This window comes from Ruegeria sp. F11 (assembly GCF_056533855.1).
The window spans coordinates 348,935-374,043 of record NZ_JBQFOW010000001.1; the positions used below are offsets into that span (position 1 = coordinate 348,935).

Below are 25,109 nucleotides of genomic sequence, written 5' to 3' on the forward strand. Positions count from 1 at the left end.
ATGTAACGCTTTTGTGAGAACAAGAAGAATGGGGTCGGGAATGGAAACGCGACGAAGATCTGTCGTGAAAGCAATCGTGTGGAATGTGATGGGCCTGGCGGTCATGACGCTGGTCGGCCTGATCGCAACAGGCTCAGCCGCTGTTGGCGGAGCCGTCGCGCTGGTCAACACGGCCATCGGATTGACGATGTATGTCATCTACGAACGCATCTGGGCGGGGATATCGTGGGGGCGGCATGGCTGAACCGACAACGCCCAGATCGCCCGAATGGGGAACCTTTGCGTTGATAGTGGCCTGCTATGGCGCGTGGCTGGCGGTGGTGTTCTGGCTGGCGTCGTGGTCCGTGTGGCTGGCTATTCCTGCCATGGGTCTGGTCGCGGCGCTGCATTCCTCGCTGACGCATGAGGCGCTGCATGGGCATCCGTTTCGGCAAAAGTGGCTGAACGAGGCGCTGATGGCGCTGCCGCTGACCCTGTTCATTCCGTTCAACCGATTCCGGGACCTGCATCTGGCGCATCATCTGGATGCGAACCTGACCGATCCCTACGACGACCCCGAGTCGAACTATCTGGACCCGCAGGTCTGGGCCGGGCTGAGCGCGTGGCAGAGGCAGCTTTACACCGCAAACAACACGCTTCTGGGCCGCATCGTTCTGGGTCCGGCTGTCGGACAGGCGGCTTTCCTGCGGGACGAAGGGCGCGGTGCGATGCGTGGGGACCCTGCCGTTTTGCTGGCATGGGGTTTGCATGTGCCGGGGGTTGCGGTCGTTCTTTGGATCGTCTCTCACTCGGCGATGCCGGTCTGGGCCTACGTCCTGTCCGCCTATATCGGCCTGGGTCTGGTCAAAATCCGCACCTTTCTTGAACACCGCGCGCATGAGAAGTCGCGCGCCCGGACAGTGATTGTCGAAGATCGGGGCCCCTTGGCTTTTCTGTTTCTGAACAACAATCTGCACGTCGTTCACCACATGAACCCGACCGTGCCGTGGTATCGGCTGCCCACACTCTACAAGGCGGGAAAAGACAGGTATCTGGCCTGTAACGAGGCCTATGTGTACCGATCCTACGCCCAGATCTTCCGCGAATACCTTTGGCGGGCGAAAGACCCGGTGGCGCATCCGCTCTGGCCAAAACCGTAAATTGAGGACAGAAGGGAATTCATGAGTTTATGGATTCCCGTCACCATCGCAGCCGCCTCGTTCCAGACGGTGCGGTTCATGCTGCAGAAATCGCTTAGCAGCGTGAAGCTGTCGGCCGCCGGCGCGACTTTTGCGCGTTTTGCCTATTCCATGCCGTTGGCAGTGCTGGGACTGTTGGTGGTGCTGTGGGGGACAGGGGCCGAGTTGCCGCCGCTGACCGTACGGTTCTGGATGTTTGTGGCGATAGGCGGCACGGCGCAGATTCTGGCGACGATCTGCGTTGTTGCCCTGTTCAAGCAGCGCAACTTTGCCGTTGGGATCACGTTCAAGAAAACCGAGGTTATTCAGACGGCTATCGTGGGTTTCCTCATCCTTGGCGATGAGGTTTCCATAGGTGCGCTGGGGGCGATTCTGTTGGGCCTGATGGCCGTGCTGCTGCTGTCGAAAACACCGGGTGGTGACGGGGCTTGGTGGCGGCACCTGACCAATCGGGCGTCTCAATTGGGGTTGGGCTCGGGCGTGCTGTTTGCCTTTTCGGCGGTCAGTTATCGGGGGGCTTCGCTGGAATTTGGCGAAATAAACGCCTGGTTCCGGGCGCTGATCACACTGGCGGCGGTTGTCACGTTTCAGTTCCTCAGCATGTGGCTGTGGCTGCTCTGGCGCGACCGGGCCGAACTGCGCGCGGTGTGGGAGACGCGCGCGACCGGTATATTCGTCGGCCTCACTAGCCTCGGTGGGTCGTTTTGCTGGTTTCTGGCCTTCACCCTGCAGAACGCGGCTTATGTGAAGGCGCTGGGGCAAGTCGAGCTGATCCTGAGCCTCGGCGCCTCGATCCTGTTTTTCCGCGAGACCATCACCCGGCGTGAAATCGCCGGGATGGCCTTGCTTGGACTATCGATTCTGGTACTGGTGCTGGCGATTTAAGGCGTTTTGCGCATTTCGATTCAAATCAAACGCAAAGTGCCCTAGCCAGCGCGCCGTTCGTCAAAGCTGAGCGCGATGAAGCTGGGCATGTGATCCCCCATGCCGACGACGGCCCGGCCGTTGTCGTCTTTACGGCCCCGACCGCGCCCCTTAGGTTCGCGATCCTTCTTGGTGTCCTTTTTGCCCTCGGCCTCTTTGACCTTTTTCTCGGGTTTCGGCTTTTCGGCCTTGGGCTCTTCCTTCACCGGATTGTCGAGGCGCGGGATATTCTTCTGGATCAATTTTTCAATCGCATCCAGCGCCTTTTCGTCGCGACCCGAGCAGATCGTGATCGCCTTACCCTCGCGCCCCGCGCGACCGGTGCGGCCGATGCGGTGTACGTAATCCTCGGGGTGGCCGGGGACGTCGAAATTGAACACATGGCTGACCGAGGGCACGTCCAGCCCGCGCGCGGCTACATCCGAGGCCACCAGCAAGCGCAATGAGCCGTCGCGGAACCCATCCAGCGTTTTCATCCGCTGCGACTGATCCAGATCGCCATGAATGGCGGCGGCGTTATAGCCGTATTTCTTCAGCGACTTGGCGCAGATATCTACATCGGTCTTACGGTTGCAGAAGATGATCGCGTTGGTGCAGGCGTCGCCCTCGGCATCGATCAGCGCGCGCAGGGTCTTGCGCTTGGCGCTGGCCTCACGGTCGCGACGGCCGCCTTTGAACATGACCACACCCTGTTCGATGGTCTCGGACGCGGTGGCCTGACGGGCAACTTCGACGCGCTCGGGGGCGGACAAGAAGGTGTCGGTGATCCGCTCGATTTCTTTGGCCATGGTGGCCGAGAAGAACAGGGTCTGGCGCGTGAATGGCGTCAGCGAGAAGATGCGTTCGATATCGGGGATAAAGCCCATATCCAGCATCCGGTCGGCTTCGTCCACAACCATGATTTGAACGCCGGTCAGCAGCAGCTTGCCGCGTTCGAAATGGTCCAGCAGACGGCCCGGCGTGGCGATCAGCACGTCGACACCCCGGTCGATCAGCGCGTCTTGTTCCTTGAAGCTGACGCCGCCGATCAACAGCGCCTTGGTCAGTTTCAGGTGTTTGGAATAGGTGTCGAAGTTTTCGGCCACCTGTGCAGCCAGTTCCCGCGTCGGGCACAGCACCAGCGACCGTGGCATCCGCGCACGCGCCCGGCCACGGGCCAGCAGCGTGATCATCGGCAGCGTGAAGCTGGCGGTTTTACCCGTCCCGGTCTGGGCGATGCCCAGCACGTCGCGCCCTTCCAGCGCAGGGGGAATCGCGCCTTCCTGAATCGGGGTGGGGGTTTCGTATCCGGCTTCCTCAATGGCTTTGAGGACCTTCGGGTTCAGGTTCAGTTCGTTAAACTTTGTCATGTATGTCCGGTTCATGCGGACACTTTTACCTGGCCCGCGCGTCAGAAAAATGCCGGGCCCGGATGGCCATGCGCCTGATGCGCATTTCGGCTTGAGGGCGGACATAACAAAAACGTGGGGCAGGGTCAAATGAAGAGGGTTTAACCTGTTGCAATCAATCGCCGACCGGGATTTTCTGCAACAATTCAGCAGCTTCCGGGAAAGTGTTTCGCGATCTTTTCGTCCAGATTCAGGGGGCGGTGCCGGATCAGCCCATGCGCTTGCAGCCGGGCGCGAACATCCGGATCAGCACCGCTCATCTCATCGAAAAAGCGGCGCAGGCCTTCGCTGCCGTGTTCGCCCTCGATCCAGCTGTGCAGTTCATGCTTGGTCAGCCCACCCAGTTCGCGCGGAGCGTTGGGCGAGTTTCCGGCCTGATACGAGCCCCGCTCCATCCGGAATCGGTAATTGGCCAGCCAGTGGTCCCAATCCGGTGCGTGGCGATGGCATAGCTCCAGCTCCGGCAGTTCGAACTTGCAGGGCAAAAGCTGTTTGTTCTGGAACAGGTTATGGATGCGAAAGTTCAGGTTCTCCATCCCGGTGCGGACGATCAGCTTGCCCTGCACGTGGCTCAGAAACCCGCCCAGAACGAACCCGCCGTAGTTTGGGTAGATCTCCTGAACCAGCGCCTCGCGGTCGGATCCGGCGGGAATGTGGGCTTTGTAGAGGTCCTCGCCGCCCGCCATCGCCTCCATCGGGCGGACCCGGACGGCGGGGACTTTTTCAGGGACAGAATTCAACAGGTCCGCGATGGGCTCGGTCGACCAGAGGAACTCGTCCACGTCGATATGAGCCAGCCAGTCCAGGCCGGTGTTGCGATAGGCAAACGTGGCGTGAACGGTCTGGCGGATCTGGTGTTTGTCTGGCCGGTTGCGTTTACGTTTCTGCCAGAACGCCTCGTCGCATATACGAACCCTGACGTTCGGATGCTGCCTGAGCGCCCGAAACGCGCGGCGGTTGGGTTCGTCCATGTAGATGTACATAAAGTCCGCGCCCAGATCGAGATGATGCGCCGCGAAGCCCAGAATATCCCGGGTCTCGCCCCGGACCATGGAGACGATACCCCAGGTTGTCATGCGCGCGCTTGCCGGGCGAGGCGTATGTCGCGCATCCGTTTCAGGCGGCGGAACACGCTGCCGGGGTCCTTGTTCAACTCGGTCATGAGGTGATCAACCAGCGGCGCAATCGTCGGGTCGGTCAGTGCCTTGGTCCAGATCGGCGCAATCACGGTGACGGCCAGACCGCCCCGTTCCAGCGAGAAAGACCGCATTTCATAGGGCAGGTCCGCCCCGACTTTGTTGCGAAATCTGAACGGTGTTTCTGGTGCGATCCCAGAGAACAAACGCTCAAATTCATACAGCTTCATCATGCCGAACAAGACCCGCAGGGCGTGCCCGGTCTCGCGTTGCGTCGGCGTTTGACCATGGTCGGCAAAAGTCTGGACCGAGGACACTAGCCAGCGCAGGTCCAGCGCCGATAACAGGTGGTCGGATTGCTCAGCCCAGAGGCGGCAGAACAACTCGGGCGCATGGCGCGGGTAGGACCGTTTGCGCAGGTTCGCGATCAGTTGGGCGTTGAGAAAGGCCAGTTCGGAGTTACCGATGAATTCCTTGGCGATTTGTGCGCGTTTACGGTCCCACGAGGTTCTTTCTTCTACCTCGGGCAATTGGGTTGCGCTGTCCGGAACAAGGTGCTGGGTCAGTGTGGCAAGATCGGCGTCTAACGGGGGCAGCGAGTCGGTGCCGAATTCAAACGGGCTGCGCCGGTTCTCATAGCTGTCCAGCATGTCGGGCAGGCCGCCGGAAAAGGTCAGATCATCCTCGCTCATGCGCGCAGAGTTGCACAGCCGAGTCCGGCTGTGCAATCGACCAGTTGCCTCACGTCATCATCTCTTTCGTGGCGGTGAGGTTCAGCGCCGGATAGTCGCGGATCACTCGGTCAATGTCCCATTGCAGGCGGGTCAAATAGACGATGTCGCCGTCGTGGTCATGGGCGATGTGCTGCTTGTTGGCGTTGACGAATTTGTCGACCTCGGCCTTTTCGCCGCTGACCCAGCGGGCGCTGGTGAATTGCGAGGCCTCGAACCGCACGGGCAGGCCGTATTCCATCTCGATCCGGCTGGCGAGCACCTCGAATTGCAGCGCACCGACAACGCCGACGATAAAGCCCGAGCCGATCGAGGGTTTGAACACTTTGGCCGCGCCTTCCTCGGCAAATTGCATCAGGGCTTTTTCCAGATGCTTGGCCTTCATCGGATCACCAGCCCGCACCCCTTGCAACAATTCCGGCGCGAAGGACGGGATGCCCTTGACCCGGATTGCCTCGCCTTCGGTCAGCGTGTCGCCGATGCGCAGCTGGCCGTGGTTTGGGATGCCGATGATGTCGCCCGCCCAAGCCTCTTCGGCCAATTCTCGGTCGGATGCCAGAAACAGCACCGGGTTCGAGATCGCCATCGGCTTTTTCGTGCGCACATGGGTCAGCTTCATGCCGCGCTTGAAATGGCCCGAGGCCATGCGCACGAAGGCCACCCGGTCGCGGTGCTTGGGGTCCATATTGGCCTGCACCTTGAAGACAAAACCGGCGACCTTCTTTTCATCGGGCGCAATCTGACGGGGTTCGGCGGACTGGACCTGCGGCTGCGGGCCGTATGCGCCAATGCCCTCCATCAGTTCCTTGACGCCGAACGAGTTGATCGCCGAGCCGAACCAGATCGGGGTCATGTGCCCCTCGAGCACCGCTTGTGGGTCCAGCTTGGGCAGCAATTCGCGGGCCATCTCGACCTCTTCCAGCAGCTTGTCCAGCAGGTGTTCGGGGACGTGTTCGGCCAGTTTCGGATCGTCCAAGCCATTGATTTCTATGCTTTCGGCCACCTTGTTGCGGTCAGCGCGATCCATCAGTTCCAGCCGGTCGCGCAGCATGTCATAGCAGCCGATGAAATCGCGCCCCACGCCAATCGGCCACGCGGCGGGCGTGACGTCGATGGCCAACATTTCCTGAATTTCGTCGATGATCTCGAACGTATCGCGGCTTTCGCGGTCCATCTTGTTACAGAAGGTCAGAATGGGCAGATCGCGCAGGCGACAAACCTCGAACAGTTTCTGCGTCTGGCTTTCCACACCCTTCGCGCCGTCAATCACCATCACGGCGGCATCCACGGCGGTCAGCGTGCGATAGGTGTCTTCGGAGAAGTCCGAGTGACCGGGTGTATCCACCAGATTGAACCGGAAGTTCCCATAGTCGAACGACATCGCCGAGGCGGAAACCGAGATGCCCCGATCCTTCTCCATCTGCATGAAGTCCGAGCGCGTGCGCCGTGCCTCACCCTTGGCGCGCACCTGACCGGCCATCTGGATCGCACCGCCATATAGCAGGAACTTTTCCGTCAGCGTCGTCTTGCCCGCATCCGGGTGCGAGATGATGGCGAATGTCCGGCGCCGCGCAATCTCGGGCGGTAGAGAGGGTTGGTTCGAGGTATCAAGCATATTCGCGCGTATAGGCGGGGAAACCCGCCGAGGCAAGACAAAGGGGGTGGTTCGAATCATGTCGATGTGGCTATAAGAACATATAGTGAACAAATAGTGGAGTGGACCGATGAATTTGAAAGAGATTGCAGACGAGCTCGTCGCAGGCTGCCGCGAAGATCGCGCCAAGGAGAACCTCGAGAAACTCTATGCCGCGGATGCTGTTTCGGTCGAGGCGCAGGATTTCGAGGGTATGGGCCGCGAGACGCATGGCCGCGACGCGATCCGGGGCAAACACGAATGGTGGGAAGGCGCGCACGAAGTCTCTGGTGCTTCTGTCAGCGATCCGTTCCCGCATGGTGAAGACCGCTTTGCCGTGATCTTCGAGGTGCAAGGTAAAGTGAAGGAAAGCGGCGAGAGCTTTGATATGAAAGAGGTTGGCGTCTATCACGTTGCCGACGGTAAGATCGTCCGGGAAGAGTTCTTTTACTGACGCAGCCTGAATTCTGGTCTTCCTTGCCGGGCCGGTGCTAGATGTGTGGCAAGGACAGGGAGGATCAGAATGGATTTGGGAATTCGCGGAAAGCGCGCGCTGGTCTGTGCCAGCAGCAAGGGGCTGGGGCTGGGCTGTGCTGAAGCCTTGGCGGCGGTGGGCGTTGATCTGGTGATGAATGCGCGCGGGGCCGAGACGTTGGAGGGTGAGGCCGCGCGCCTGCGCTCGGACCATGGCGTTGATGTGCAGACCGTGGCTTGTGATGTGACCTCGGTTGACGGTCAAGCTCAGGTGATAAGTGCCGCGCAGGGTGTTGATATCCTTGTTACAAATGCGGGCGGACCGCCTCCGGGGATGTGGTCGGACTGGGAGCGGGACGATTTCATCAAGGCGCTGGATGCCAACATGCTGACGCCGATTGCGTTCATGAAGGCGCTGCTGCCGGGGATGATGGATAAGGGTTGGGGCCGGGTGGTCAATATCACCTCGCAATCCGTGCGCGCGCCGATTGCGGTGCTTGGCCTGTCGAATGCCGCGCGGACCGGGCTGACCGGGTATGTGGCCGGGACCTCGCGGCAGGTTGCGCCGCATGGGGTGACGATCAACAACCTGCTGCCGGGTATTCATGCCACCGACCGGGCGGATGCCTTGGACGGGGCCGTCTCGTTGCAGAAAAACATCTCGGTCGAGGATGCGCGGGCGGAACGGGCCGCAACCATTCCAGCGCGGCGCTACGGTACGCGGCAAGAGTTTGGCGCGGCCTGCGCGTTTTTGTGCTCGCTACAGGCCGGGTTTATCGTCGGGCAGAATATCCTGTTGGATGGTGGCGCGACCAATCTGACGATGTAGCGATGGCTCAGGGTTTTTCTCTAAAGGATCAGCTGTTTAACGCGGACAAGACGCGCTATCTGGCTGGTCTGTTTGCAAAGGCCGACCCATCCTTCGACGCGGAAGCGTTTCAGGCACGTGTCATGTCTCGCCTGTTGGACCTTGAGTTGAAAGAGCGGATCGCGTGGATCGCCGAGTGCCTGCAGGAGGTCCTTCCGGGAGAGTTGCCGCAAGTCGCGCCAGTGATGCTTAAGGCTCTGCCGCCTCCCTTGGACCCTGGCAAAACGGATGATGATTTCGGCGATTTCATCTTCGCGCCTTTGGGGGAATGGGTGGCAACGGTTGGCATCGAACAACCCGAACAGGCGCTGGATGCTCTTGAGGAACTAACGCAGCGCTTTTCGATGGAATGGGCAATCCGCCCGTTTCTGAACCGCTGGCCCGATCTGGTGCTGGACCGGATGCAGGCCTGGTGCACCCATGACAGCTACCACGTGCGCCGGCTGGTCAGCGAAGGCACGCGGCCGCGTCTACCATGGGGGCAGGCGGTTGGGTTGGGGGTGTCGGACCCGTTGCCCTTACTGGATCGGTTGCACAGCGACCGGACCCGATATGTGACGCGATCAGTGGCGAACCATCTGAACGATATCACCAAGAAAGACCCTGATCTTGTTTTGAACCGCCTGCAGGCGTGGCACAGCGAGGGGCGACAGACTCCGGATGAGCTGGATTGGATGACCTCCCACACCCTGCGCGGTCTGGTCAAGGCCGGGCATCCGGACGCGATGAAGATGCTGGGCTATGATCCGGACGCTGAGATGGAGGTGGCCGTAAAGATTGCGAGGGATGCCCGCATCGGCGACGCGCTGGAATTTTCGGTCTCACTGCAAGGGGCGGATGCCCAGCCGGTTCTGGTGGATTATATCATTCACTTTCAGCGTCCTGGCGGGAAGACCTCAGCCAAAGTACACAAGCTGAAACAGGCAGTTCTGAAAGGTGGTGCTTTGCAGTTGGACAAGAAGCACAAGCTAAAAGCCAATGCGACCACGTTCAAACTGGTGCCGGGGGCGCATAAGCTGGACATTCAGGTCAACGGCAAGGTGCGGGCCAGCGTCGACTTTGAGTTGCTGGAATAAGCGCCGGGCCGCTCACGCTTTTGTCAAAGTTCCTATCGCCGCATTGCGAAGATGGGCGCTCTGCATTAGCTGCGGTTCAGGATATAGGGAAGGAAGTCTGCGATGAAGCATGAATCGGTGCAGAATTACTATGGCGAAGTCCTGCAAAGCAGCGCGGACCTGCAGACAAATGCGTGCTGTACGCCCGATGACATGCCTGATCATGTCAAGAAAATCCTGTCCAAAATCCATGATGATGTGCTGACCCGCTATTACGGCTGCGGCCTGATTGCGCCGCTGGATCTTGAGGGGATGCATATCCTCGATCTGGGCTGCGGCGCGGGCCGGGATGTTTATGCTCTGTCGGCGATGGTCGGGGAAACGGGCCGCGTTGTCGGGGTGGATATGACGCCCGAACAACTCAATGTCGCCTGCGCGCATCAGGACTATCACGCGCAGGCCTTTGGGCATTCTGCCAGCAATGTTGAATTCCACTACGGCTATATCGAAAAGTTGGACGAGTTGGACCTTGAGCCGGGCAGCTTCGATATCATCGTGTCGAACTGCGTCATAAACCTTGCCACCGACAAAGCCGCCGTTCTGCGCGGGGCGCATCGGCTGTTGAAGGACGGGGGAGAGATGTATTTCTCGGACGTCTACGCAGACCGCCGGGTGCCGAAAGCGATGGCCGAGGATGAGATTTTGTACGGTGAATGCCTGTCCGGTGCGCTCTATTGGAACGATTTCCTGTCCATGTCGCGCGCAGCCGGGTTCGGCGACCCGCGCCGGGTGACGCACCGCCCGCTGACCATTGAAAATCCGGTATTGGAAGAACGCGTCGCGCCGCTGAGCTTCCTGTCGGCAACCTATCGTTTGTTCAAACTGCCCGAACTGGAACCAGCCTGCGAGGATTACGGTCAGGCCGTGATCTACAAAGGCACCGTTCCGAACGCGCCGCACGAATTTGTGTTGGACGATCATCATCTGATCGAAACGGGCAAGGTGTTTCCAGTCTGCGGCAACACTTGGATGATGCTGAACAACACCCGTTTTGCTCGGCATTTCGACTTTATCGGCGATTTCTCGACCCATTACGGTATTTTCGAAGGCTGCGGCGGGGAAAGCCCGTTTGAAGCTACGGGCGTGCCTGCCACGGGCGGATGCTGCTGATCACTTGCGCCTGACGGGCGGGGTTGCTATCCCCGCCCAAGCCCGATGAAATCAATCGGGAAAGGCAATGGGGCCCATCGGTGACAGTAGACGTAACTCCTCCTCGTCTGGAAATTCGCAATATTATCCGCCGGTTCGAGGGGCGGCTTGTGGTGGATGACGTCTCGCTGACGGTTCAGGCGGGGCGGGTAACGTGCCTTTTGGGGCCGTCCGGTTGCGGCAAGTCCACGACCCTGCGCATGATCGCCGGGGTCGAGATGCAGGACTCGGGCGAGATTTACGTCGACGGCAAACTGATCTGCGACACGGTGTTTCGGGTGCCGCCCGAACGGCGCGAGATTGGCCTGATGTTTCAGGACTTTGCTTTGTTCCCGCATCTGAGCGTCGCCAACAACGTGGCCTTCGGGCTGCGGGGCAGCAAGGACGAGAAACGCGCGCGGGTCGAGGAGTTGCTGAGAAAAGTCGACCTGATGCGCTTCATCGACGGCTTCCCGCATCAGTTGTCAGGGGGCGAGCAGCAGCGGGTCGCGCTGGCCCGCGCATTGGCCCCGCGCCCGCGGATCATGCTGATGGATGAGCCGTTCTCGGGCCTCGACAACCGCCTGCGCGATGGCATCCGGGATGAGACGCTGGCGATCCTCAAGGAAGAAGACGCTGCCGTTCTTCTGGTCACGCATGAACCGGAAGAGGCGATGCGCATGGCCGACGAAATCGCCCTGATGCGGCGCGGCAAGATCGTGCAGCAGGGGGCTCCGTACAATGTCTATACCCGCCCGGCGGATAAGGCTGCGGTTGCGTTTTTCAGTGATGTCAATGTGTTGCAGGCGCAAGTGAATGGGGCGTTGGCCCAGACACCTTTTGGCCAGTTTTTGGCGCCGGGCTATCCGGACGGAACGGATGTTGAGATCGTTTTTCGGCCCCAGCACGTCAAGCTGGACTTTGACCGCAACGGCAAGGGGCCTTTGCCAACGCCAACCGACGGGGTGGCGGCACGGGGTGTCGTCGAACGCGCGCGCTTCCTCGGCAATGAAAGCTTGGTCGAGTTCCGCATGGATTATGACGGATCAATCCTGAAAGCGACCGTGCCAAATGTCTTTGTGCCGGGGCCGGGGCGGGTCATGTGGCTGACCATTCGCCGCGATCGCTGCTTTGTCTTCCCTGTCTGAGCGATAATTTCCGCCCGAGTGGTGCGGGAATGCCGCAGATAGCGCTGTTGCGTCGCTTGCCGCAGCGCGGGGGCGGGTCTATCAAGGGCCAAACGTGGGGGTAAAGCGGGCACATGCGTATTCTTCTGACCAATGATGACGGGATCAACGCCCCGGGCTTGATCACGCTTGAGGCGATTGCCGCCGAGCTGGCCGGTCCGGATGGCGAGGTCTGGGTCGTCGCGCCTGCGTTCGAGCAATCCGGTGTCGGGCATTGCATCAGCTACACCCGCCCGATGATGATCGCGAAGCTGGATGAGCGCCGCTTTGCCGCCGAGGGCTCTCCGGCCGATTGCGTGCTGGCTGGCCTGCATGACGTGATGACCGATTGCCCGCCCGATCTTGTGTTATCAGGGGTCAACCGGGGGAATAACTCGGCTGAAAATACGCTCTATTCCGGGACAATTGGCGGCGCGATGGAGGCTGCGTTGCAGGGCATTCCTGCCATAGCCCTGTCGCAGTATTTCGGCCCGCGCAATCTGGGTCTGGAAGACCCGTTCGAATCCGCCGCCCGGTTCGGGGCCGATCTGGTGCGCCGCATTCTGGATGCGACCCCGGCAGAGCAGGGCGATTACCGCCTGTTCTATAACGTGAATTTCCCACCTGTCCCCGCAGATGAAGTCCTGGGCACCCGCGTTGCGCCGCAAGGGTTTCGCAAGGACACGCATTTCTCGGTCGAGCCGCACAGCTCGCCCTCGGGTCGGCGGTTCCTGTGGATCAAGGGCGGCTATCAGCACAACCCGACCGCCCCGGGAACGGATGCGGCGGTGAATCTGGAAGGCTATATCTCGGTCACGCCGATGCGGGCCGATCTGACGGCGCATGATGTGCTGGGGGCGTTGAAGTCAATCGAATGAGCGGGCTCGATCCAGAAATCGTCATGCAGTTCCTGTTCGCCCTGCGCAAGCGCGGCGTCCGGGACGCGCGCGTTCTTGAGGCGATGGAGCAGGTCGATCGCGGCCGCTTCGTCACTGGCCTGTTCGCGGACCGCGCCTATGAGGATATGCCACTGCCGATTGCCTGCGGGCAGACGATCAGCCAGCCTTCCGTCGTTGGATTGATGACACAGGCGCTGGACGTGCGCCCCCGGGACACGGTGTTGGAGGTCGGCACCGGGTCGGGCTATCAGGCGGCGATCCTGTCCAAGCTGGCGCGCCGGGTCTATACGGTCGAACGCCACAGGCGGCTGGTCAACGAAACCGGCAAGCTGTTTCGCGAGTTAGGGCTAACCAATGTCACGGCAATGCTGTCCGATGGCTCGTTCGGTTTGCCGGAGCAAGCGCCGTTTGATCGGATCATTGTGACCGCCGCCGCCGAAGATCCGCCGGGACCGCTCTTGGCGCAGCTTAAAATCGGGGGTATTATGGTCTTACCCGTGGGACAGTCGGATGCGGTGCAGCAGTTGATCAAGGTGACGCGTACCGAGGATGGTCTGGACTACGACGAATTGACGGCAGTTCGTTTCGTGCCTCTGATTGAGGGGCTCGGGAAGGATGAAACGTAACAGGCTTTACGATTTAGTCACCGGAACCCCGGAAAACAGGGGCAGGTGTTGAGGGCAGACGTTATGAAAGCAGTTTCTAAATCAGCGATGCGCCGCTGTGCGACCGGGGTGGCAGCCCTGGCCATATTGGCCGGGTGCGAGGGGCCGTTGGACTATGACCTGCGCGGTCAGGTCGGCGGGTTTTCGACCACCGACGCGGCGCAATCCGCAACCACCAGCCGCCCGACCCCGGACGGGCGTGGGGTGATCTCTTATCCGAGCTATCAGGTGGCCGTAGCCCAGCGGGGCGACAAGGTCAGCGATGTGGCCGCCCGCGTCGGCTTGCCCGAAGGTGAATTGGCAAGGTTCAACGGGCTGCAGCCGACTGACAAGCTACGAGAGGGTGAAATCGTCGCCTTGCCACGTTCGGTTGGTGCTGGCAGTGGTGTCGACATTGCTGCCGTTGCGGGGGCGGCAATTGATCAGGCCCCAGCGTCCGGAGGGGTTCAGACCACGACGCTGGAACCCGCCAGAACTGCGCCCGCACCGGCCCCTGCGCCGGTTGGCCCCGAGCCGGTCCGGCACAAGGTCAAGCGCGGCGAAACGGCCTATACGGTTTCGCGCTTGTATCAGGTGCCGGTGGAATCGCTGGCCGAATGGAACGGGCTGGGTCCGGATTTCGCCATCCGCGAAGGTCAGTTCCTTCTGATCCCGGTCAAGAACCAGTCCGCACCGCGCCAGACGGCAGCCGCCGCTCCGGCTGAGCCGGCGACAAATGTGACGCAACCGGGCCAAGGGTCGCCGACGCCCACGCCGCCAAGTGCGACGCAGCCCTTGCCGGATGAAAATGTGGCACCGCTGGCCGAGCCGCCTGATGTGACGGCTGAGGCACCCAGCAACTCCAGTTCTTCGGCGCTGTCTTTGCCGGTGACGGGGCGTATCATTCGGACCTATGACAAGGGCAAGAACGAAGGGATCGACATCGCAGCCTCGCCCGGAACCGCTGTTCAGGCGGCTGAGGCCGGGACGGTTGCAGCGATCACCGCTGATGCGGATCAAGTGCCGATAATCGTGGTCAAGCACAACAACGATCTGCTGACAGTCTATGCCAATGTCGAAGAGATCACGGTCAAGAAAGGCGACCGGGTCCGGCGCGGCCAGAAGCTTGCGCAACTACGGGGTGGGGATAACGCGTATGTCCACTTTGAGGTGCGTGAGGGGTTTGAATCGGTTGATCCGGAGCCATACCTGAAGTGACCAGAATGGCCCTTTGGGCCATGCCTCCGGCGGGGATATTTTTGGCCAGATGAAGGGCGGATCACGCGTTTGGGTCGTAGTCGCTGAGACGTTTGCCGGGGTCATCTTGGAACAGTTCGGGCAGGGGCGTGACGTCTTCGATCAGGTCGATGCGGAAGACGCGGAAGCCCTGACGTAGTTCGCACCATGCGGTCAGTGTCCAGACGCGGCCCCAATATTCCATGTGCAGGGGGCGGATGGTTCGGTCCGTCAGCACGCCGTCGATCCGGCGATAGGACAGGTGCAGTTTCTGGCGGGACTTTATGGCTGCGCGGATCGGGGCCATGTGAGCCAGCCCGCGGGCGACATCGGCAAAGGGGTAGACGGCGAATTTCCATGTATCAGCCTGAGCCACCACCTGTGTCGGCAGTACTGCGTCGATCTTGTCGGCGAGGCTCTCGGCGGCGGCTTTAAGGTCGGGGTCGGCTGCTTCAGCCACGATGGCCATCCCGAGGTTCAGGGCTTCGAGTTCCTCGGGTGTCAGGTTCAGCGGCGGCAGGGTGATCTGTTCGCGCACCATGTAGCCCACGCCGCGTTCGCCTTCGACCGGGACGCCCGAGGCCACCAGTGTGTCCATGTCGCGATAGATCGTGCGGACCGACACTTCGAGCCGGGCCGCGATGTCCTTCGCGCGGTGCAGTTTGCCGTCGCGCAGGATCTGGATGATATCGAACAGGCGATCCGTGCGGCGCATGTTACACCGCACACGTCGCCATCAGGCGGTCATGTTCCATAGCACAGTCTCATGGCGCATCTGGACGCTGTCTGGGTTGATCACCGCCATCATCGCCGCCGCGCATTCCTGCTGCATGAAGGCAGCAGCCGCATCCTGCGCGGATTTCATATCCGCCCAGACGACATAATCCGTCCAGCGGCCATCAGTGCCCTGACTCAGCTGGCGGTGGGCAAAGCCGGGGGCCGTTCGGACAAAGCCCTCGGACGCTTGGCTCAGTTTCACGAACTCATCTGCGGTTGTGCCTTCGGCGAGGGTGAAGGTGACGATTTCTGCGACATGGGTCATGTGGTTCTCCGTTGAACTTGGTTTCGATATCGTCGTAATAGGCTTCATCAACTGACATAAACCTGTCAGTTGAGAAAAGCCAGCCCGCAAAAAGCGCGCGATTCGTTCACTTTCATGCGCGGATTTGATCTGCCTCACTTTCTCGGACGGTCGTCCGGGCGTAGACACGGGCTCAGATCATAATCCCGGCGCGCTGCGCCGACGCAGAAGGAGATAAGACATGCTTAACAATATCGGCCTTCCCGGCCTGCTGCTGATCGCCGTTGTGGTTCTGGTGCTGTTTGGCCGCGGCAAGATCAGCTCGTTGATGGGCGAAGTGGGCAAGGGCATCACCGCGTTCAAGAAAGGCGTCAAAGACGGTTCGGAAGAGCTGGAGCAAGACGCGTCTGAACTGGCCAAAGACGTCACCCCCGAGACCGAGAAAGATAAGGTCTAAGTCCAGATGTTTGATCTGGGCTGGACCGAGCTTCTGATCATCGGCATCGTCGCCCTGATTGTCGTAGGGCCAAAGGACCTGCCGGTGCTGTTCCGCAATGTCGGGCGCTTTGTTGGCAAGGCGCGCGGTATGGCGCGTGAGTTCACCAATGCGATGAACGAGGCGGCGGATGAAGCCGGGGTGAACGAAATCAAAAAGGGTTTGAACGCGGCAGCGAACCCCGTCGGCAGTGCGATGGATGGCGTGAAACAGGCAGCGCAGGATATGGCCAAAAGCATCGACCCGACCAAGTTCGATCCTGACAGCGAAACCGGAAAATTGGCTGCTGAACGGGCTGAACAGGCCAAGAAGATTCAAGCTACGACTGCTCGCGCCGCAGCCGAGCGCAAGGCAAAGGAAGCTGCTGAAGCGCTGGCCAAAGCGGAAGAGGCCGAAGCCGCGCTGGACACTGAAAGCAAGACATGAGCAAAACCGACGAGATCGAAGATACCTCGGCCCCCTTGATCGAGCATCTGACCGAGCTGCGCACGCGGTTGATTCACAGCGTCGTGGCCTTTCTGATTGGCATGATCATCTGCTTCACGGTGGCCACGCCGATCTTCAACTTCCTGACGCATCCTTTGTGCGCGGTTCTGGCCGATCGCGGGCAGGATTGCGGGTTGATCTTCATCTCGCCGCAGGAGGGGTTCTTTGTCGCCATCAAGGTCTCGCTGCTGGGCGGGTTCATTCTGGCGTTTCCCTATATCGGAATGCAGATGTGGCGCTTCGTGGCGCCCGGGCTTTACAAGTCCGAGAAGAACGCCTTTCTGCCCTTCATGCTGGCCTCACCCTTCATGTTCCTGTTGGGGGCCAGCTTTGCATTCTATGTCGTGACGCCGCTGGCTTATGACTTCTTCCTGGGCTTCCAGCAATTCGGTGCCGAAGGCGAAGCCGTGGTGGATGAGGCCGCGGCCGCTCCGCTAAGCGTGGTGTTTCAGGGCTCGGCGCAGGAATATCTGAACCTGACGATCAAATTCATCGTGGCCTTTGGTCTGTGTTTCCAATTGCCGGTTTTGTTGACCCTGATGGGCAAGGCCGGGCTGGTCAGCGCCGAGGGGCTGGGCTCGGTCCGCAAATACGCTGTTGTTGCCATTCTGGTGCTGGCCGCTTTGGTCACGCCACCTGATGTGATTACGCAGATCATTCTGTTCGTGGTGGTCTACGGCCTCTACGAAGTGTCGATCTTCCTCGTCGCCCGCGTCGAGCGAAAGCGCGAAGAACAGTTGCGCGCCGACGGTTATTATGACGACGAGGCCGAAGCGGATGAGGACCTTATGGCTGAGGCCGAGGACGACAAGTAACAACAACCGCTTAAGTGGAACAGGCGCGCCTTCAGATGGCGCGCCTTTTTCGTTTCCAGCCCTTGTTGCGCGGGTTGGAACGTGATTTGAACGCCAAAACACGAGCCGGAGGCCCCAATGGACGACCAAGCCCTGAACCGTATCGCCGACGCGTTGGAACGTATGGCACCGGCACCTCTGGCAGCACCCGATTTCAATGCGGCCTCTGCCTTTGTCTGGCATGTGGAACCGGACCGTCTTGAGCCGGTCGCGCAGGTCAACCGGGTCGATCTGGACCTGCTGGTCGGCATCAACCGGTCCCGCGATACGCTGCTGGACAACACCCACCGCTTCGCTGCCGGGTTCAAGGCCAATAATGCGCTGCTGTGGGGTGCGCGCGGGATGGGCAAGTCCAGCCTCGTCAAGGCGGTTCACGGCACGCTGCAAGCTGACCATCCCGACCTGAAACTGGTCGAGTTGCAGCGCGAGGATATGGGTTCGGTCGCGCGCCTGCTGAACCACCTGCGCGCCGCGCCGCACAGGTTCATCCTGTTCTGCGATGACCTGTCGTTCAGTCACGATGACCAGCACTACAAATCGCTCAAGGCGGTGCTGGATGGCGGCATCGAAGGTCGCCCCGAAAACGTGGTGTTTTATGCCACCTCGAACCGCCGCCACCTGATGCCGCGGGACATGATCGAAAACGAACGCTCAAGCGCCATCAACCCGTCCGAGGCGGTTGAGGAGAAAGTCTCGCTCTCCGACCGGTTCGGCCTGTGGCTGGGCTTCCACCCCTGCGATCAGGACGAATACCTCGCCATGATCGACCGCTACTGCGCCGCATACGGCGTCAAAACCGATCCCGACACCCTGCGCGCCGAAGCGATCGAATGGCAGGCCACCCGGGGCGCGCGCTCAGGCCGTGTCGCCTGGCAATTCTTCGTCGACCTCGCCGGGCGCAACGGTACCCATATCGCCTGATCCGAACTTCATCTGGCCAAAAATATCCCCGCCAGGGGCATGGCCCAAAGGGCCATTCCTACAACTGCGCCACTATCCGCGCCGCCTCATCCGCAGTATTGGCTAGGCCTTCACGGTCTTCGCCTGGATGAAACCGCGCACGCACGGCGGTTGGCATGGGCGCAGGCTCGACGATGGAAACGCGCGGCCCGGTGCGCTCGGTTTCCGCCTGCCAGCTGCGGGCCAATGCCATCTGCGCGGCCTTGGTCGCGCCGTAGATGCCATAGAATTTCTCACCCGCCTTTGGATCGTCAAAGAACACCGCATGACCCGCCTCGCCCAGCAGAGGGGCGATGTAAGGGATCAGAACGGATGTAGCATTGGCATTGATATTGACCGCCTTGGTCCATTCCTTGGGATCGACAAAATGGACAGGCGTCAGGGCCGAGGTATGGACAGCCGTGTGCAGCCACAGATCGACCTTTCCCCAACGGTCATGGATACCCCGGCACAAGGTCGCCATGGCGTTCGGGTCCGCGATGTCCATCGGGGCCAGTGTGGCAGAACCGCCTTTGGCCTGAATGCGGTCGTCCAACTCCTCAAGCCCGCCGGTGGTACGGGCGACGGCGACGATGTGGTACTCGGGTGCCAGCGCTTCGGCCAGCGCCGCGCCCAACCCGCGAGAGGCCCCGGTGATAAGGGCAATTTTGGTCTGATCGGTCATGAGGGCGGTTTGAACGCCCGCGCGCGACGCGTCAAGGCGTGATTAGCTACCTGGAATGGCGATCCGCAGGGTCTGGCCGCTTTGTCGCAGCATGACGCCCTGTTCATCAATGGCCATGACCTTGCCCGAGGCGACCCGGCTGCCGGTCTTGACCTTTTTCACCCGCCCCGAGGACATACGCATCAGCGCGTGCAGGTCCGCTTTGGGGCCGAAAATCCCTAGAACCGAGACAGAGTTCTTCTTTAGCGCGCCCTTCTGCGTGGCCGCGCTTTTGACGGTGGCGTTTGACATTTTCTGTGGATCGGGCCCGACCCGAACCCCCTTATCGAGTGAGTGGCAGTTGCGCGCCCGATACCAAAGCCCGGAGATGACAGAAAGGCGTCAAGTTGCGCGTGGCATCAGCGCGAAATAGGCGTTTGAGGAAGTCGTTGCAATCGCGGCGGGTTCATCACTGGGTTGTGGCGGAATTCCACCAATCGACGAATATCGCGAGGGATCACTACCCCAAAACACCGCCGATCATCCCCGCCAGACTGGCAACGATTCGCCGCTAAATTGACGATCAGCCGCCCTTAGCCCGAGGCCAGTTTGGCCGCGTTCCACGACCCGCCGACAACCTGCATGTCCTCGCGCTTTTTACTGACCCGGCTGCTGTTTTCCAGACTGTCCAGATAATCTTCGCTGACACTGCCGGTGATGTAGTTGCCGTCAAAACAGGAACAATCGAATGCCTCGATATCCGGATTGCCTTCCTTAGCGGCCCAGATCAGATCGTCGAGATGCTGGTAGAACAGCGCGTCGGCACCCAGTTCCTGCCGGATTTCCTCGATCTCTTTGCCGTTGGCGATCAACTCGTGCTTGGTGGGCATGTCGATGCCGTAGACGTTGGGGTATTTCACGGGCGGCGAAGCGCTGGCGATATAGACCTTCTTGGCACCGGCCTCGCGGCACATCTGGACGATCTTCTTGATCGTGTTGCCCCGCACGATCGAGTCGTCGATCAGCAGAACATTGTGGCCTTTGAACTCCAGCGGAACCGCGTTCAGCTTGCGGCGCACGGATTTTTGCCGCTCTTCCTGACCGGGCATGATGAAGGTGCGCCCGACATAGCGGTTTTTGACCAGACCTTCGCGATAGGGGATGCCGGTGATCTTGGCGGCCTCCAACGCAACAGGGCGGGCGCTGTCGGGCACAGGGATGATCCTGTCGATCTCCAGCCCCGAGTCCTTGATCTGCTTGGCCAGGGTTTGCCCCATGCGCATCTGGGTCTTGTAGACCGACACGCCATCCAGCAGCGAATCCGGACGCGCCAGGTAGACATATTCAAAGATACAGGGGGTCAGCTTACCTTCGACGGCCTGGAACTCGTGCATGTTGCCGTCGAGGTCGATCAGGATCGCTTCACCCGGGTGCAGGTCGCGCAGCTTGTCGAAGCCGTTGATGCCGAACGCCACGTCCTCGGAGGCGAAGGCAAAATCGTCGCCGTCGCCCGGTGCCTCGCGCTTGGCCACCGAAAGGGGGCGAATGCCATAGGGGTCGCGGAAGGCCAGCATGCCGACACCAGCAATCAGGCAGATCGCTGAATAAGCACCTTGAACCCGTTCCATCGTCATCTTCACACCGGCAAAGATATTGCGGATCGGGTCGGCATTGCCGTTTACTTTGATGGCATCGGCGACCTTGTCGGCCAGCACGTTCAGCAAAATCTCGGAATCCGAGGTGGTCCGCAGGTGCCGGCTGTACTTGCCGGTGACTTTTTCCCGCTGCGCCTCGGTGTTGGTGATATTGCCGTTGTGAACCAAATAGATGCCGTAGGGCGCGTTCACAAAAAACGGCTGTGCCTCAGCCGCGCTCAGCGAGCCTGCGGTGGGATAGCGGACATGGCCCATGCCGACCCGACCCAACAGGGTTTCTGCGTCGCCTGCGTTGAAGACATCCTTGACTAAACCGTTGGCTTTTTTCTCGCGGAAGAACTCGCCGTTGTAGGTCACGATGCCCGAGGCATCTTGGCCCCGGTGCTGCAGCATCAGCAGCCCGTCATAGATTTCCGCAAAGACATCATGTGTCCGGCTTGCGATCCCCAAAATCCCACACATGTACGGGCTCCGATTCCGTGACGGTTTGGCCTCCACATAATGCCTATTGGCGCGGCTGTCATCAAAGGATCACATTCACGTTTTGCCGCAGGTGGTATTTCTGCCAGTCCGGTTGTCGGTCGGGGTTGATGACAAGCGTGGCCTTATGTGCTGTCATGTCGTTGGTTCGGTCATCACGACCGGTCGCAGGTGCAGGAAACGGACTGGGATGTGGCAGAATAAGCCGCCGTCAAAGAAGCAAGAGCCGGTCAAACGGCGGTGCCACCGCTGTCGGGGTCAGGGGCGTGCGCCTTGTCAGATCTGCAACGGGGCGGGCGAGGTTATCAAAAGTCGGGACATCTATGGCAAGCCACTGTTCAGCCGGTGTGACGGGTGCGTTGGGCTCAAGACCATCCGCTGTACCGTTTGCGGTGGTGAAGGGTTCGTCTGACCGGAAATGAAAAAGCCCGGATCGCACCGGGCTTTTGCGTATCGAGATGCTGTGGGCGCTTACTGGTTCGCGCCTGCGGTGCAGCTTGCCACCAGTTCCTCGTATTGCGCTGTGACCCAGCCCAGCGCCTCTTCCGGGTTCTGTTCTTCGATCTTGCCGCTGAACTGTTCAAACACCTTGGCCGAGCGGCTTTCGTCCACAATCGTGTAGGACTGGCCGGTCATGACCGTGTCGTAGACGAAGAAAGCAATGGCAACCAGCAGGATACCGCGCGCGATGCCAAAGAAAAAGCCGAGCGCCTGATCCAGCCCACCCAGCGCCGAACGCTGCACAAGGGACGAGAACAGGGGGGTGAAGATGCTGACGACGATCAGCGCAATCGCGAACACGGCAGCAAACCCGGTGATGACCGACAATTCGCAGCTATCGCGCAGGAAATCCCCGACAACCGGGATTTCTTTGACCAACGGAACCGCTTGCGGTGCGAAGATAAAGGCCAGAACGGCGGCGGCGACCCAGCCTGCGATGGCCAGAACCTCGCGCATGAAACCGCGCGAATAGGCCAAAATGCCTGACAGCACGATGATCAGGGCCACAACCCCGTCAATAATTGTAAAACCTTCCATGGCCCTCGCCTGTTCTTTTTGCTGCCCCTCAGGGCGCGACCTTAACCTGCTCCGAAGGTTTCGCCAACAAACCCAACCAAATCAGAGGGTCGGGTGAGTGTCAGACCTGCCACAGTGCCGGTTTTGCCACCTGCCGGAGCAATTGCCGCTGTGAAACCAAGTTTTTGCGCTTCTTTCAACCTGTTTTCGGTCTGCGGGGCCGGTCTAAGTGCCCCGGATAGCGAGATTTCTCCGAAAACGACGGTGTCGGCGGGCAGGGCGGTATCCTCGCGCGCGCTGAGTAATGCGGCGGCCACGGCGAGGTCGGCGGCGGGTTCGCTGACCTTCAGCCCTCCGGCAACATTTAGATAGACATCAAGGCCCGCGAAGGGGATTCCACAGCGTGCTTCCAGCACCGCGAGGATCATCGCGAGCCGCCCGCTGTCCCAGCCAACAACCGTTCGGCGGGGTTGGGAATGGGGGGATGGGGCCACCAGTGCCTGCAATTCGACCAGAACGGGGCGGGTGCCTTCGATGCCTGCAAACACGGCGGAACCGGGGCTGGGCGTGCCGCGTTCCGACAGGAACAGGGCCGAGGGATTGGTGACTTGGGCCAGTCCCTTGCCAGTCATTTCGAAGACGCCGATTTCGTCGGCAGGGCCAAAGCGGTTCTTGACCGCACGCAGTATGCGGAACTGATGCCCGCGCTCGCCCTCGAAATAGAGCACTGTGTCAACCATGTGTTCCACCACGCGCGGCCCTGCGATCTGGCCTTCTTTGGTGACATGGCCGACCATGATAATCGAAACGCCATGTCGTTTCGCAAACGTGGTCAATTCATGCGCAGCGGCCCGGACTTGTGACACCGAGCCCGGCGCGCTGTCTACATTGTCGGCCCACATGGTCTGGATTGAGTCGATAATTGCGAGGCCGGGCTTTTCAGCCTCAAGCGTCGTCAGGATGTCCCGCAGGTTGGTTTCGGCCGCCAGATGCACCGGCGCGTCCTCCAGCCCCAGACGGCGGGCGCGCATGCGGACCTGCGCGCTGGCTTCTTCGCCCGAGACATAGACGGTTTTCACTCCCGCCCGGGCAAAACGCGCAGCGGCCTGCAACAGCAGGGTGGATTTGCCGATGCCGGGATCTCCGCCCACCAAAAGGGCCGATGCGGGGACAAGGCCGCCGCCCAGCACACGATCCAGTTCCTCGACCCCGCACAGGGTGCGGGGCGGGGGCGTTTCCTCGGTCGACAGGTCCGTGAGTGCGATGGGCTGGCCCCGCTTGCCACCGAGGGATTTTTTGGCCGGGCCAGCCGAAAGCGGCACGTCCTGAACAATGGTGTTCCATTCGCCGCAAGCGTCGCAGCGCCCGGACCACCGGGTATGCGTTGCGCCACAAGCCGAGCAGGAGAAAGAAGTCGTCTTTGCCATGGCGCAATTCGTGCCCGAGGACGGGCGGTTCTTCAAGCCCTTGCGGGCGTTCATCTCCGCCGGCGGCGTGCCGCGGCCTCGGGCCCTGCGGGGCCGTCGACCGCGGCAGGCGCTTACGCGCCGGGGCGGGTGGTTATTCGGCCGCGCGCGGCGGGGTCATGGCAACCACGCTCGAGGCAGTGGGATCGCGATCGTCCGAGGGGGATTGCAGTTGCGCCGACAGTTCGGGCAGCAGGTCGAACAGTTCATCCCGTAGGCGCGACAGTTGGGATTTGGCGATGGATTCCTCGATCTCGATATCGCGGGTCCACTGGCGCAGTTCGTGCTGGATGACTTGAGCCTCTTCGATCCGGTGCTGGAATTGTTCAACCTCTTCCTGCCGCTGTTTCAGGAAGGTGCGCGCGCGGTCCACCTTGGCGTCGCCATAAGTGTCAGCTAGTTCCTGACTGATTTGGCTCATCTGCGCGGCCAGTTCCAGCACCTGCGGCTCAAGCCCCTGCAGATCCGGATGATCACGCAGAAACGCCATGCGTTCCTTGACCGCGTCGAATTCAGAAGACAGAGCAAACGCGCCGCTGCGGTCGGCGGCATGGGCAAGCTGATAGGCCCCGGCCACGTCCTGCATGTTTAGCGAGAAGTTCCGGTGAGTCCGTTCCAGCGCCATCATGCGGGCGCTTGACGGCAGGTAGAAGGCCAGCATCAGGATCAGCGCGGTCAGGCCAATCTGGATATAAAGGCCTGCGTCAATGACCTCACCCCCGCCCAATCCGGCTTGCATGGACAGCCAGGGTAGGACGCCGAAAGCCGAGAGCAGAGTGGATGTGACCGCGAATAAAGCCGCGGCGCAGATCAGAAAAAATGTAAGTTTCAAAAAGGCATTCTGGAATTGCAATGTGACTGAGTGAAGGGCGGCCATGATTGTCGATCTCCTTCTTTAACCGATACGAAACCGGGTCAAAGCGGACGATCAAAAAGCACGATACGATCCGCTGAGGACCCGTGAACTACAAACACGTTGCTGCTCGAAATATCTAAATGATACTTAGAAATGCGTTTTCAATCAATCACGTCTGAGGTTTTCGTGATCCGAATGTCATCTCTGTAATATGGCCCACGGCGAGCGAGGCCAGAATGCAGCCTGTGAACAGGTACAGCCCCCATGCGGTTTCAATGGTCGCGTAAGAGATTCCCTTGGCCAGCGTGATGTAGAGCGCGATCAGGAAAATATCGGCCATCGCCAGCTTGCCAAGGATGTTCAGCGCGGGCTGGACGCGCGGGTCCAGCAGGTTCCATTGGATCAGGGCGGTGCCGATGGTTTTGATAAAGGGCGCGACGAGGGCGAAGAGGGTTACGACCAGCGCAAGGAAGATGTCTGATTTCCACAAGGACTGCAGCCCGGTGATGACGCTGATTTCGCTGAGGCCGAAGATCGGCAGAAGGCCGGCGCGCATCAGCGGCGCGAACCATGCGATGGGGTAGAGGATTAGCAGGGAGAGGGTGGCGAGGCGGAGCATTCTTGGATTCGCTATTTCTCCAGTATTAAAGGCCTT

General features: G+C 60.5%; 28 protein-coding genes. 15 read left to right on the top strand and 13 right to left on the bottom strand.

Annotated elements, in window-relative coordinates; translation table 11 throughout:
- Nucleotides 1-40: 40 nt before the first annotated feature.
- The 3 genes from ACR0NJ_RS01775 to ACR0NJ_RS01785 are packed head-to-tail and all read left to right on the top strand — an operon-like array spanning nucleotide 41 to nucleotide 2,063.
- Nucleotides 41-244, top strand: coding sequence for a DUF2061 domain-containing protein (locus tag ACR0NJ_RS01775; RefSeq protein ID WP_480815410.1), 204 nt, complete (start codon nucleotides 41-43; stop codon nucleotides 242-244).
- The gene (locus ACR0NJ_RS01780; RefSeq protein ID WP_480815411.1) at nucleotides 237-1,139 is read left to right on the top strand and encodes a fatty acid desaturase; all 903 of its coding nucleotides are present in this window, start codon (nucleotides 237-239) and stop codon (nucleotides 1,137-1,139) included. The genes ACR0NJ_RS01775 and ACR0NJ_RS01780 overlap by 8 nt, the downstream gene beginning before the upstream one ends.
- 21 nt (nucleotides 1,140-1,160) lie before the next feature.
- Nucleotides 1,161-2,063 carry an EamA family transporter gene (locus ACR0NJ_RS01785; protein WP_480815412.1) on the top strand — a complete coding sequence of 301 codons (903 nt, stop codon included), beginning with the start codon at nucleotides 1,161-1,163 and terminating at the stop codon, nucleotides 2,061-2,063.
- Nucleotides 2,064-2,104: 41 nt separating this feature from the next.
- Here the strand turns inward: ACR0NJ_RS01785 and ACR0NJ_RS01790 are convergent, their stop codons facing one another.
- The 4 genes from ACR0NJ_RS01790 to ACR0NJ_RS01805 all read right to left on the bottom strand — a co-directional run bounded on the left by ACR0NJ_RS01790 (nucleotide 2,105) and on the right by ACR0NJ_RS01805 (nucleotide 6,972).
- Nucleotides 2,105-3,451, bottom strand: coding sequence for a DEAD/DEAH box helicase (locus ACR0NJ_RS01790; protein ID WP_480815413.1), 1,347 nt, complete (start codon nucleotides 3,449-3,451; stop codon nucleotides 2,105-2,107).
- 185 nt (nucleotides 3,452-3,636) lie between these two features.
- A complete protein-coding gene (locus ACR0NJ_RS01795) occupies nucleotides 3,637-4,566 on the bottom strand; it encodes a glycosyltransferase family 2 protein (protein WP_480815414.1) in 930 nt (309 codons plus the stop codon).
- Nucleotides 4,563-5,318: a hypothetical protein gene (locus tag ACR0NJ_RS01800; protein ID WP_480815415.1), complete on the bottom strand. Its 756-nt coding sequence runs from the start codon at nucleotides 5,316-5,318 to the stop codon at nucleotides 4,563-4,565. Before ACR0NJ_RS01800 ends, ACR0NJ_RS01795 begins: the two co-directional genes overlap by 4 nt.
- 49 nt (nucleotides 5,319-5,367) lie before the next feature.
- Nucleotides 5,368-6,972 carry a peptide chain release factor 3 gene (locus tag ACR0NJ_RS01805; protein WP_480815416.1) on the bottom strand — a complete coding sequence of 535 codons (1,605 nt, stop codon included), beginning with the start codon at nucleotides 6,970-6,972 and terminating at the stop codon, nucleotides 5,368-5,370.
- Between the two features lie 109 nt (nucleotides 6,973-7,081).
- Here ACR0NJ_RS01805 and ACR0NJ_RS01810 point away from each other — a divergent pair, with 109 nt between their 5' ends.
- The 8 genes from ACR0NJ_RS01810 to ACR0NJ_RS01845 all read left to right on the top strand — a co-directional run bounded on the left by ACR0NJ_RS01810 (nucleotide 7,082) and on the right by ACR0NJ_RS01845 (nucleotide 14,502).
- A complete protein-coding gene (locus ACR0NJ_RS01810) occupies nucleotides 7,082-7,444 on the top strand; it encodes a SnoaL-like domain-containing protein (protein ID WP_480815417.1) in 363 nt (120 codons plus the stop codon).
- Between the two features lie 69 nt (nucleotides 7,445-7,513).
- Complete coding sequence (locus ACR0NJ_RS01815) at nucleotides 7,514-8,293, top strand: SDR family oxidoreductase (protein ID WP_480815418.1); 780 nt, start codon at nucleotides 7,514-7,516, stop codon at nucleotides 8,291-8,293.
- Nucleotides 8,294-8,295: 2 nt separating this feature from the next.
- The gene (locus tag ACR0NJ_RS01820) at nucleotides 8,296-9,408 is read left to right on the top strand and encodes a DNA alkylation repair protein (RefSeq protein WP_480815419.1); all 1,113 of its coding nucleotides are present in this window, start codon (nucleotides 8,296-8,298) and stop codon (nucleotides 9,406-9,408) included.
- Between the two features lie 102 nt (nucleotides 9,409-9,510).
- Nucleotides 9,511-10,557: a methyltransferase domain-containing protein gene (locus ACR0NJ_RS01825; protein WP_480815420.1), complete on the top strand. Its 1,047-nt coding sequence runs from the start codon at nucleotides 9,511-9,513 to the stop codon at nucleotides 10,555-10,557.
- Between the two features lie 80 nt (nucleotides 10,558-10,637).
- A complete protein-coding gene (locus ACR0NJ_RS01830) occupies nucleotides 10,638-11,723 on the top strand; it encodes an ABC transporter ATP-binding protein (RefSeq protein WP_480815421.1) in 1,086 nt (361 codons plus the stop codon).
- 113 nt (nucleotides 11,724-11,836) lie between these two features.
- Entirely contained in the window at nucleotides 11,837-12,619 is a 783-nt protein-coding gene (surE, locus tag ACR0NJ_RS01835; protein WP_480815422.1) for a 5'/3'-nucleotidase SurE, read from the top strand.
- A complete protein-coding gene (locus ACR0NJ_RS01840) occupies nucleotides 12,616-13,266 on the top strand; it encodes a protein-L-isoaspartate(D-aspartate) O-methyltransferase (RefSeq protein ID WP_480614631.1) in 651 nt (216 codons plus the stop codon). Before surE ends, ACR0NJ_RS01840 begins: the two co-directional genes overlap by 4 nt.
- Before the next feature lie 63 nt (nucleotides 13,267-13,329).
- Nucleotides 13,330-14,502, top strand: coding sequence for a peptidoglycan DD-metalloendopeptidase family protein (locus tag ACR0NJ_RS01845; RefSeq protein ID WP_480815423.1), 1,173 nt, complete (start codon nucleotides 13,330-13,332; stop codon nucleotides 14,500-14,502).
- 61 nt (nucleotides 14,503-14,563) lie between these two features.
- Here the strand turns inward: ACR0NJ_RS01845 and ACR0NJ_RS01850 are convergent, their stop codons facing one another.
- Together ACR0NJ_RS01850 and ACR0NJ_RS01855 are read right to left on the bottom strand one after the other, a co-directional pair.
- Nucleotides 14,564-15,235: a helix-turn-helix transcriptional regulator gene (locus ACR0NJ_RS01850; RefSeq protein WP_480815424.1), complete on the bottom strand. Its 672-nt coding sequence runs from the start codon at nucleotides 15,233-15,235 to the stop codon at nucleotides 14,564-14,566.
- 21 nt (nucleotides 15,236-15,256) lie between these two features.
- Nucleotides 15,257-15,562 carry a hypothetical protein gene (locus ACR0NJ_RS01855; RefSeq protein WP_480815425.1) on the bottom strand — a complete coding sequence of 102 codons (306 nt, stop codon included), beginning with the start codon at nucleotides 15,560-15,562 and terminating at the stop codon, nucleotides 15,257-15,259.
- Nucleotides 15,563-15,782: 220 nt separating this feature from the next.
- On the opposite strand from ACR0NJ_RS01855, the gene ACR0NJ_RS01860 reads away from it, so the two are divergent.
- The 4 genes from ACR0NJ_RS01860 (at nucleotide 15,783) to ACR0NJ_RS01875 (ending at nucleotide 18,298) form a co-directional block, all read left to right on the top strand.
- Complete coding sequence (locus ACR0NJ_RS01860) at nucleotides 15,783-15,998, top strand: twin-arginine translocase TatA/TatE family subunit (RefSeq protein ID WP_117868756.1); 216 nt, start codon at nucleotides 15,783-15,785, stop codon at nucleotides 15,996-15,998.
- 6 nt (nucleotides 15,999-16,004) lie between these two features.
- Nucleotides 16,005-16,463 (top strand): Sec-independent protein translocase protein TatB, encoded by a 459-nt coding sequence (gene tatB, locus ACR0NJ_RS01865; RefSeq protein WP_480815426.1) that lies wholly within the window; start codon nucleotides 16,005-16,007, stop codon nucleotides 16,461-16,463.
- Nucleotides 16,460-17,338: a twin-arginine translocase subunit TatC gene (tatC, locus tag ACR0NJ_RS01870; RefSeq protein WP_480815427.1), complete on the top strand. Its 879-nt coding sequence runs from the start codon at nucleotides 16,460-16,462 to the stop codon at nucleotides 17,336-17,338. The genes tatB and tatC overlap by 4 nt, the downstream gene beginning before the upstream one ends.
- Nucleotides 17,339-17,455: 117 nt before the next feature.
- Nucleotides 17,456-18,298 (top strand): ATP-binding protein, encoded by an 843-nt coding sequence (locus ACR0NJ_RS01875; RefSeq protein WP_480815428.1) that lies wholly within the window; start codon nucleotides 17,456-17,458, stop codon nucleotides 18,296-18,298.
- 58 nt (nucleotides 18,299-18,356) lie between these two features.
- On the opposite strand, the gene ACR0NJ_RS01880 is transcribed toward ACR0NJ_RS01875, so the two are convergent.
- The 7 genes from ACR0NJ_RS01880 to ACR0NJ_RS01910 form a co-directional block, all read right to left on the bottom strand.
- A complete protein-coding gene (locus ACR0NJ_RS01880) occupies nucleotides 18,357-19,001 on the bottom strand; it encodes an SDR family NAD(P)-dependent oxidoreductase (RefSeq protein WP_480815429.1) in 645 nt (214 codons plus the stop codon).
- A gap of 42 nt (nucleotides 19,002-19,043) precedes the next feature.
- On the bottom strand, nucleotides 19,044-19,292 hold the full coding sequence (locus tag ACR0NJ_RS01885) for a hypothetical protein (RefSeq protein WP_480815430.1): 249 nt from the start codon (nucleotides 19,290-19,292) through the stop codon (nucleotides 19,044-19,046).
- 281 nt (nucleotides 19,293-19,573) lie between these two features.
- The gene (purF, locus tag ACR0NJ_RS01890) at nucleotides 19,574-21,097 is read right to left on the bottom strand and encodes an amidophosphoribosyltransferase (protein WP_480815431.1); all 1,524 of its coding nucleotides are present in this window, start codon (nucleotides 21,095-21,097) and stop codon (nucleotides 19,574-19,576) included.
- Between the two features lie 489 nt (nucleotides 21,098-21,586).
- Complete coding sequence (locus ACR0NJ_RS01895) at nucleotides 21,587-22,153, bottom strand: CvpA family protein (protein ID WP_480815432.1); 567 nt, start codon at nucleotides 22,151-22,153, stop codon at nucleotides 21,587-21,589.
- Nucleotides 22,154-22,194: 41 nt separating this feature from the next.
- The gene (gene radA / locus ACR0NJ_RS01900) at nucleotides 22,195-23,559 is read right to left on the bottom strand and encodes a DNA repair protein RadA (protein WP_480815433.1); all 1,365 of its coding nucleotides are present in this window, start codon (nucleotides 23,557-23,559) and stop codon (nucleotides 22,195-22,197) included.
- Nucleotides 23,560-23,692: 133 nt separating this feature from the next.
- Nucleotides 23,693-24,475, bottom strand: a complete 783-nt coding sequence (locus ACR0NJ_RS01905; RefSeq protein ID WP_480815434.1) for a DNA repair protein — start codon at nucleotides 24,473-24,475, stop codon at nucleotides 23,693-23,695.
- A 148-nt stretch (nucleotides 24,476-24,623) separates the two neighbouring features.
- Nucleotides 24,624-25,073 carry a paraquat-inducible protein A gene (locus ACR0NJ_RS01910; RefSeq protein WP_480815435.1) on the bottom strand — a complete coding sequence of 150 codons (450 nt, stop codon included), beginning with the start codon at nucleotides 25,071-25,073 and terminating at the stop codon, nucleotides 24,624-24,626.
- Nucleotides 25,074-25,109: the final 36 nt, after the last annotated feature.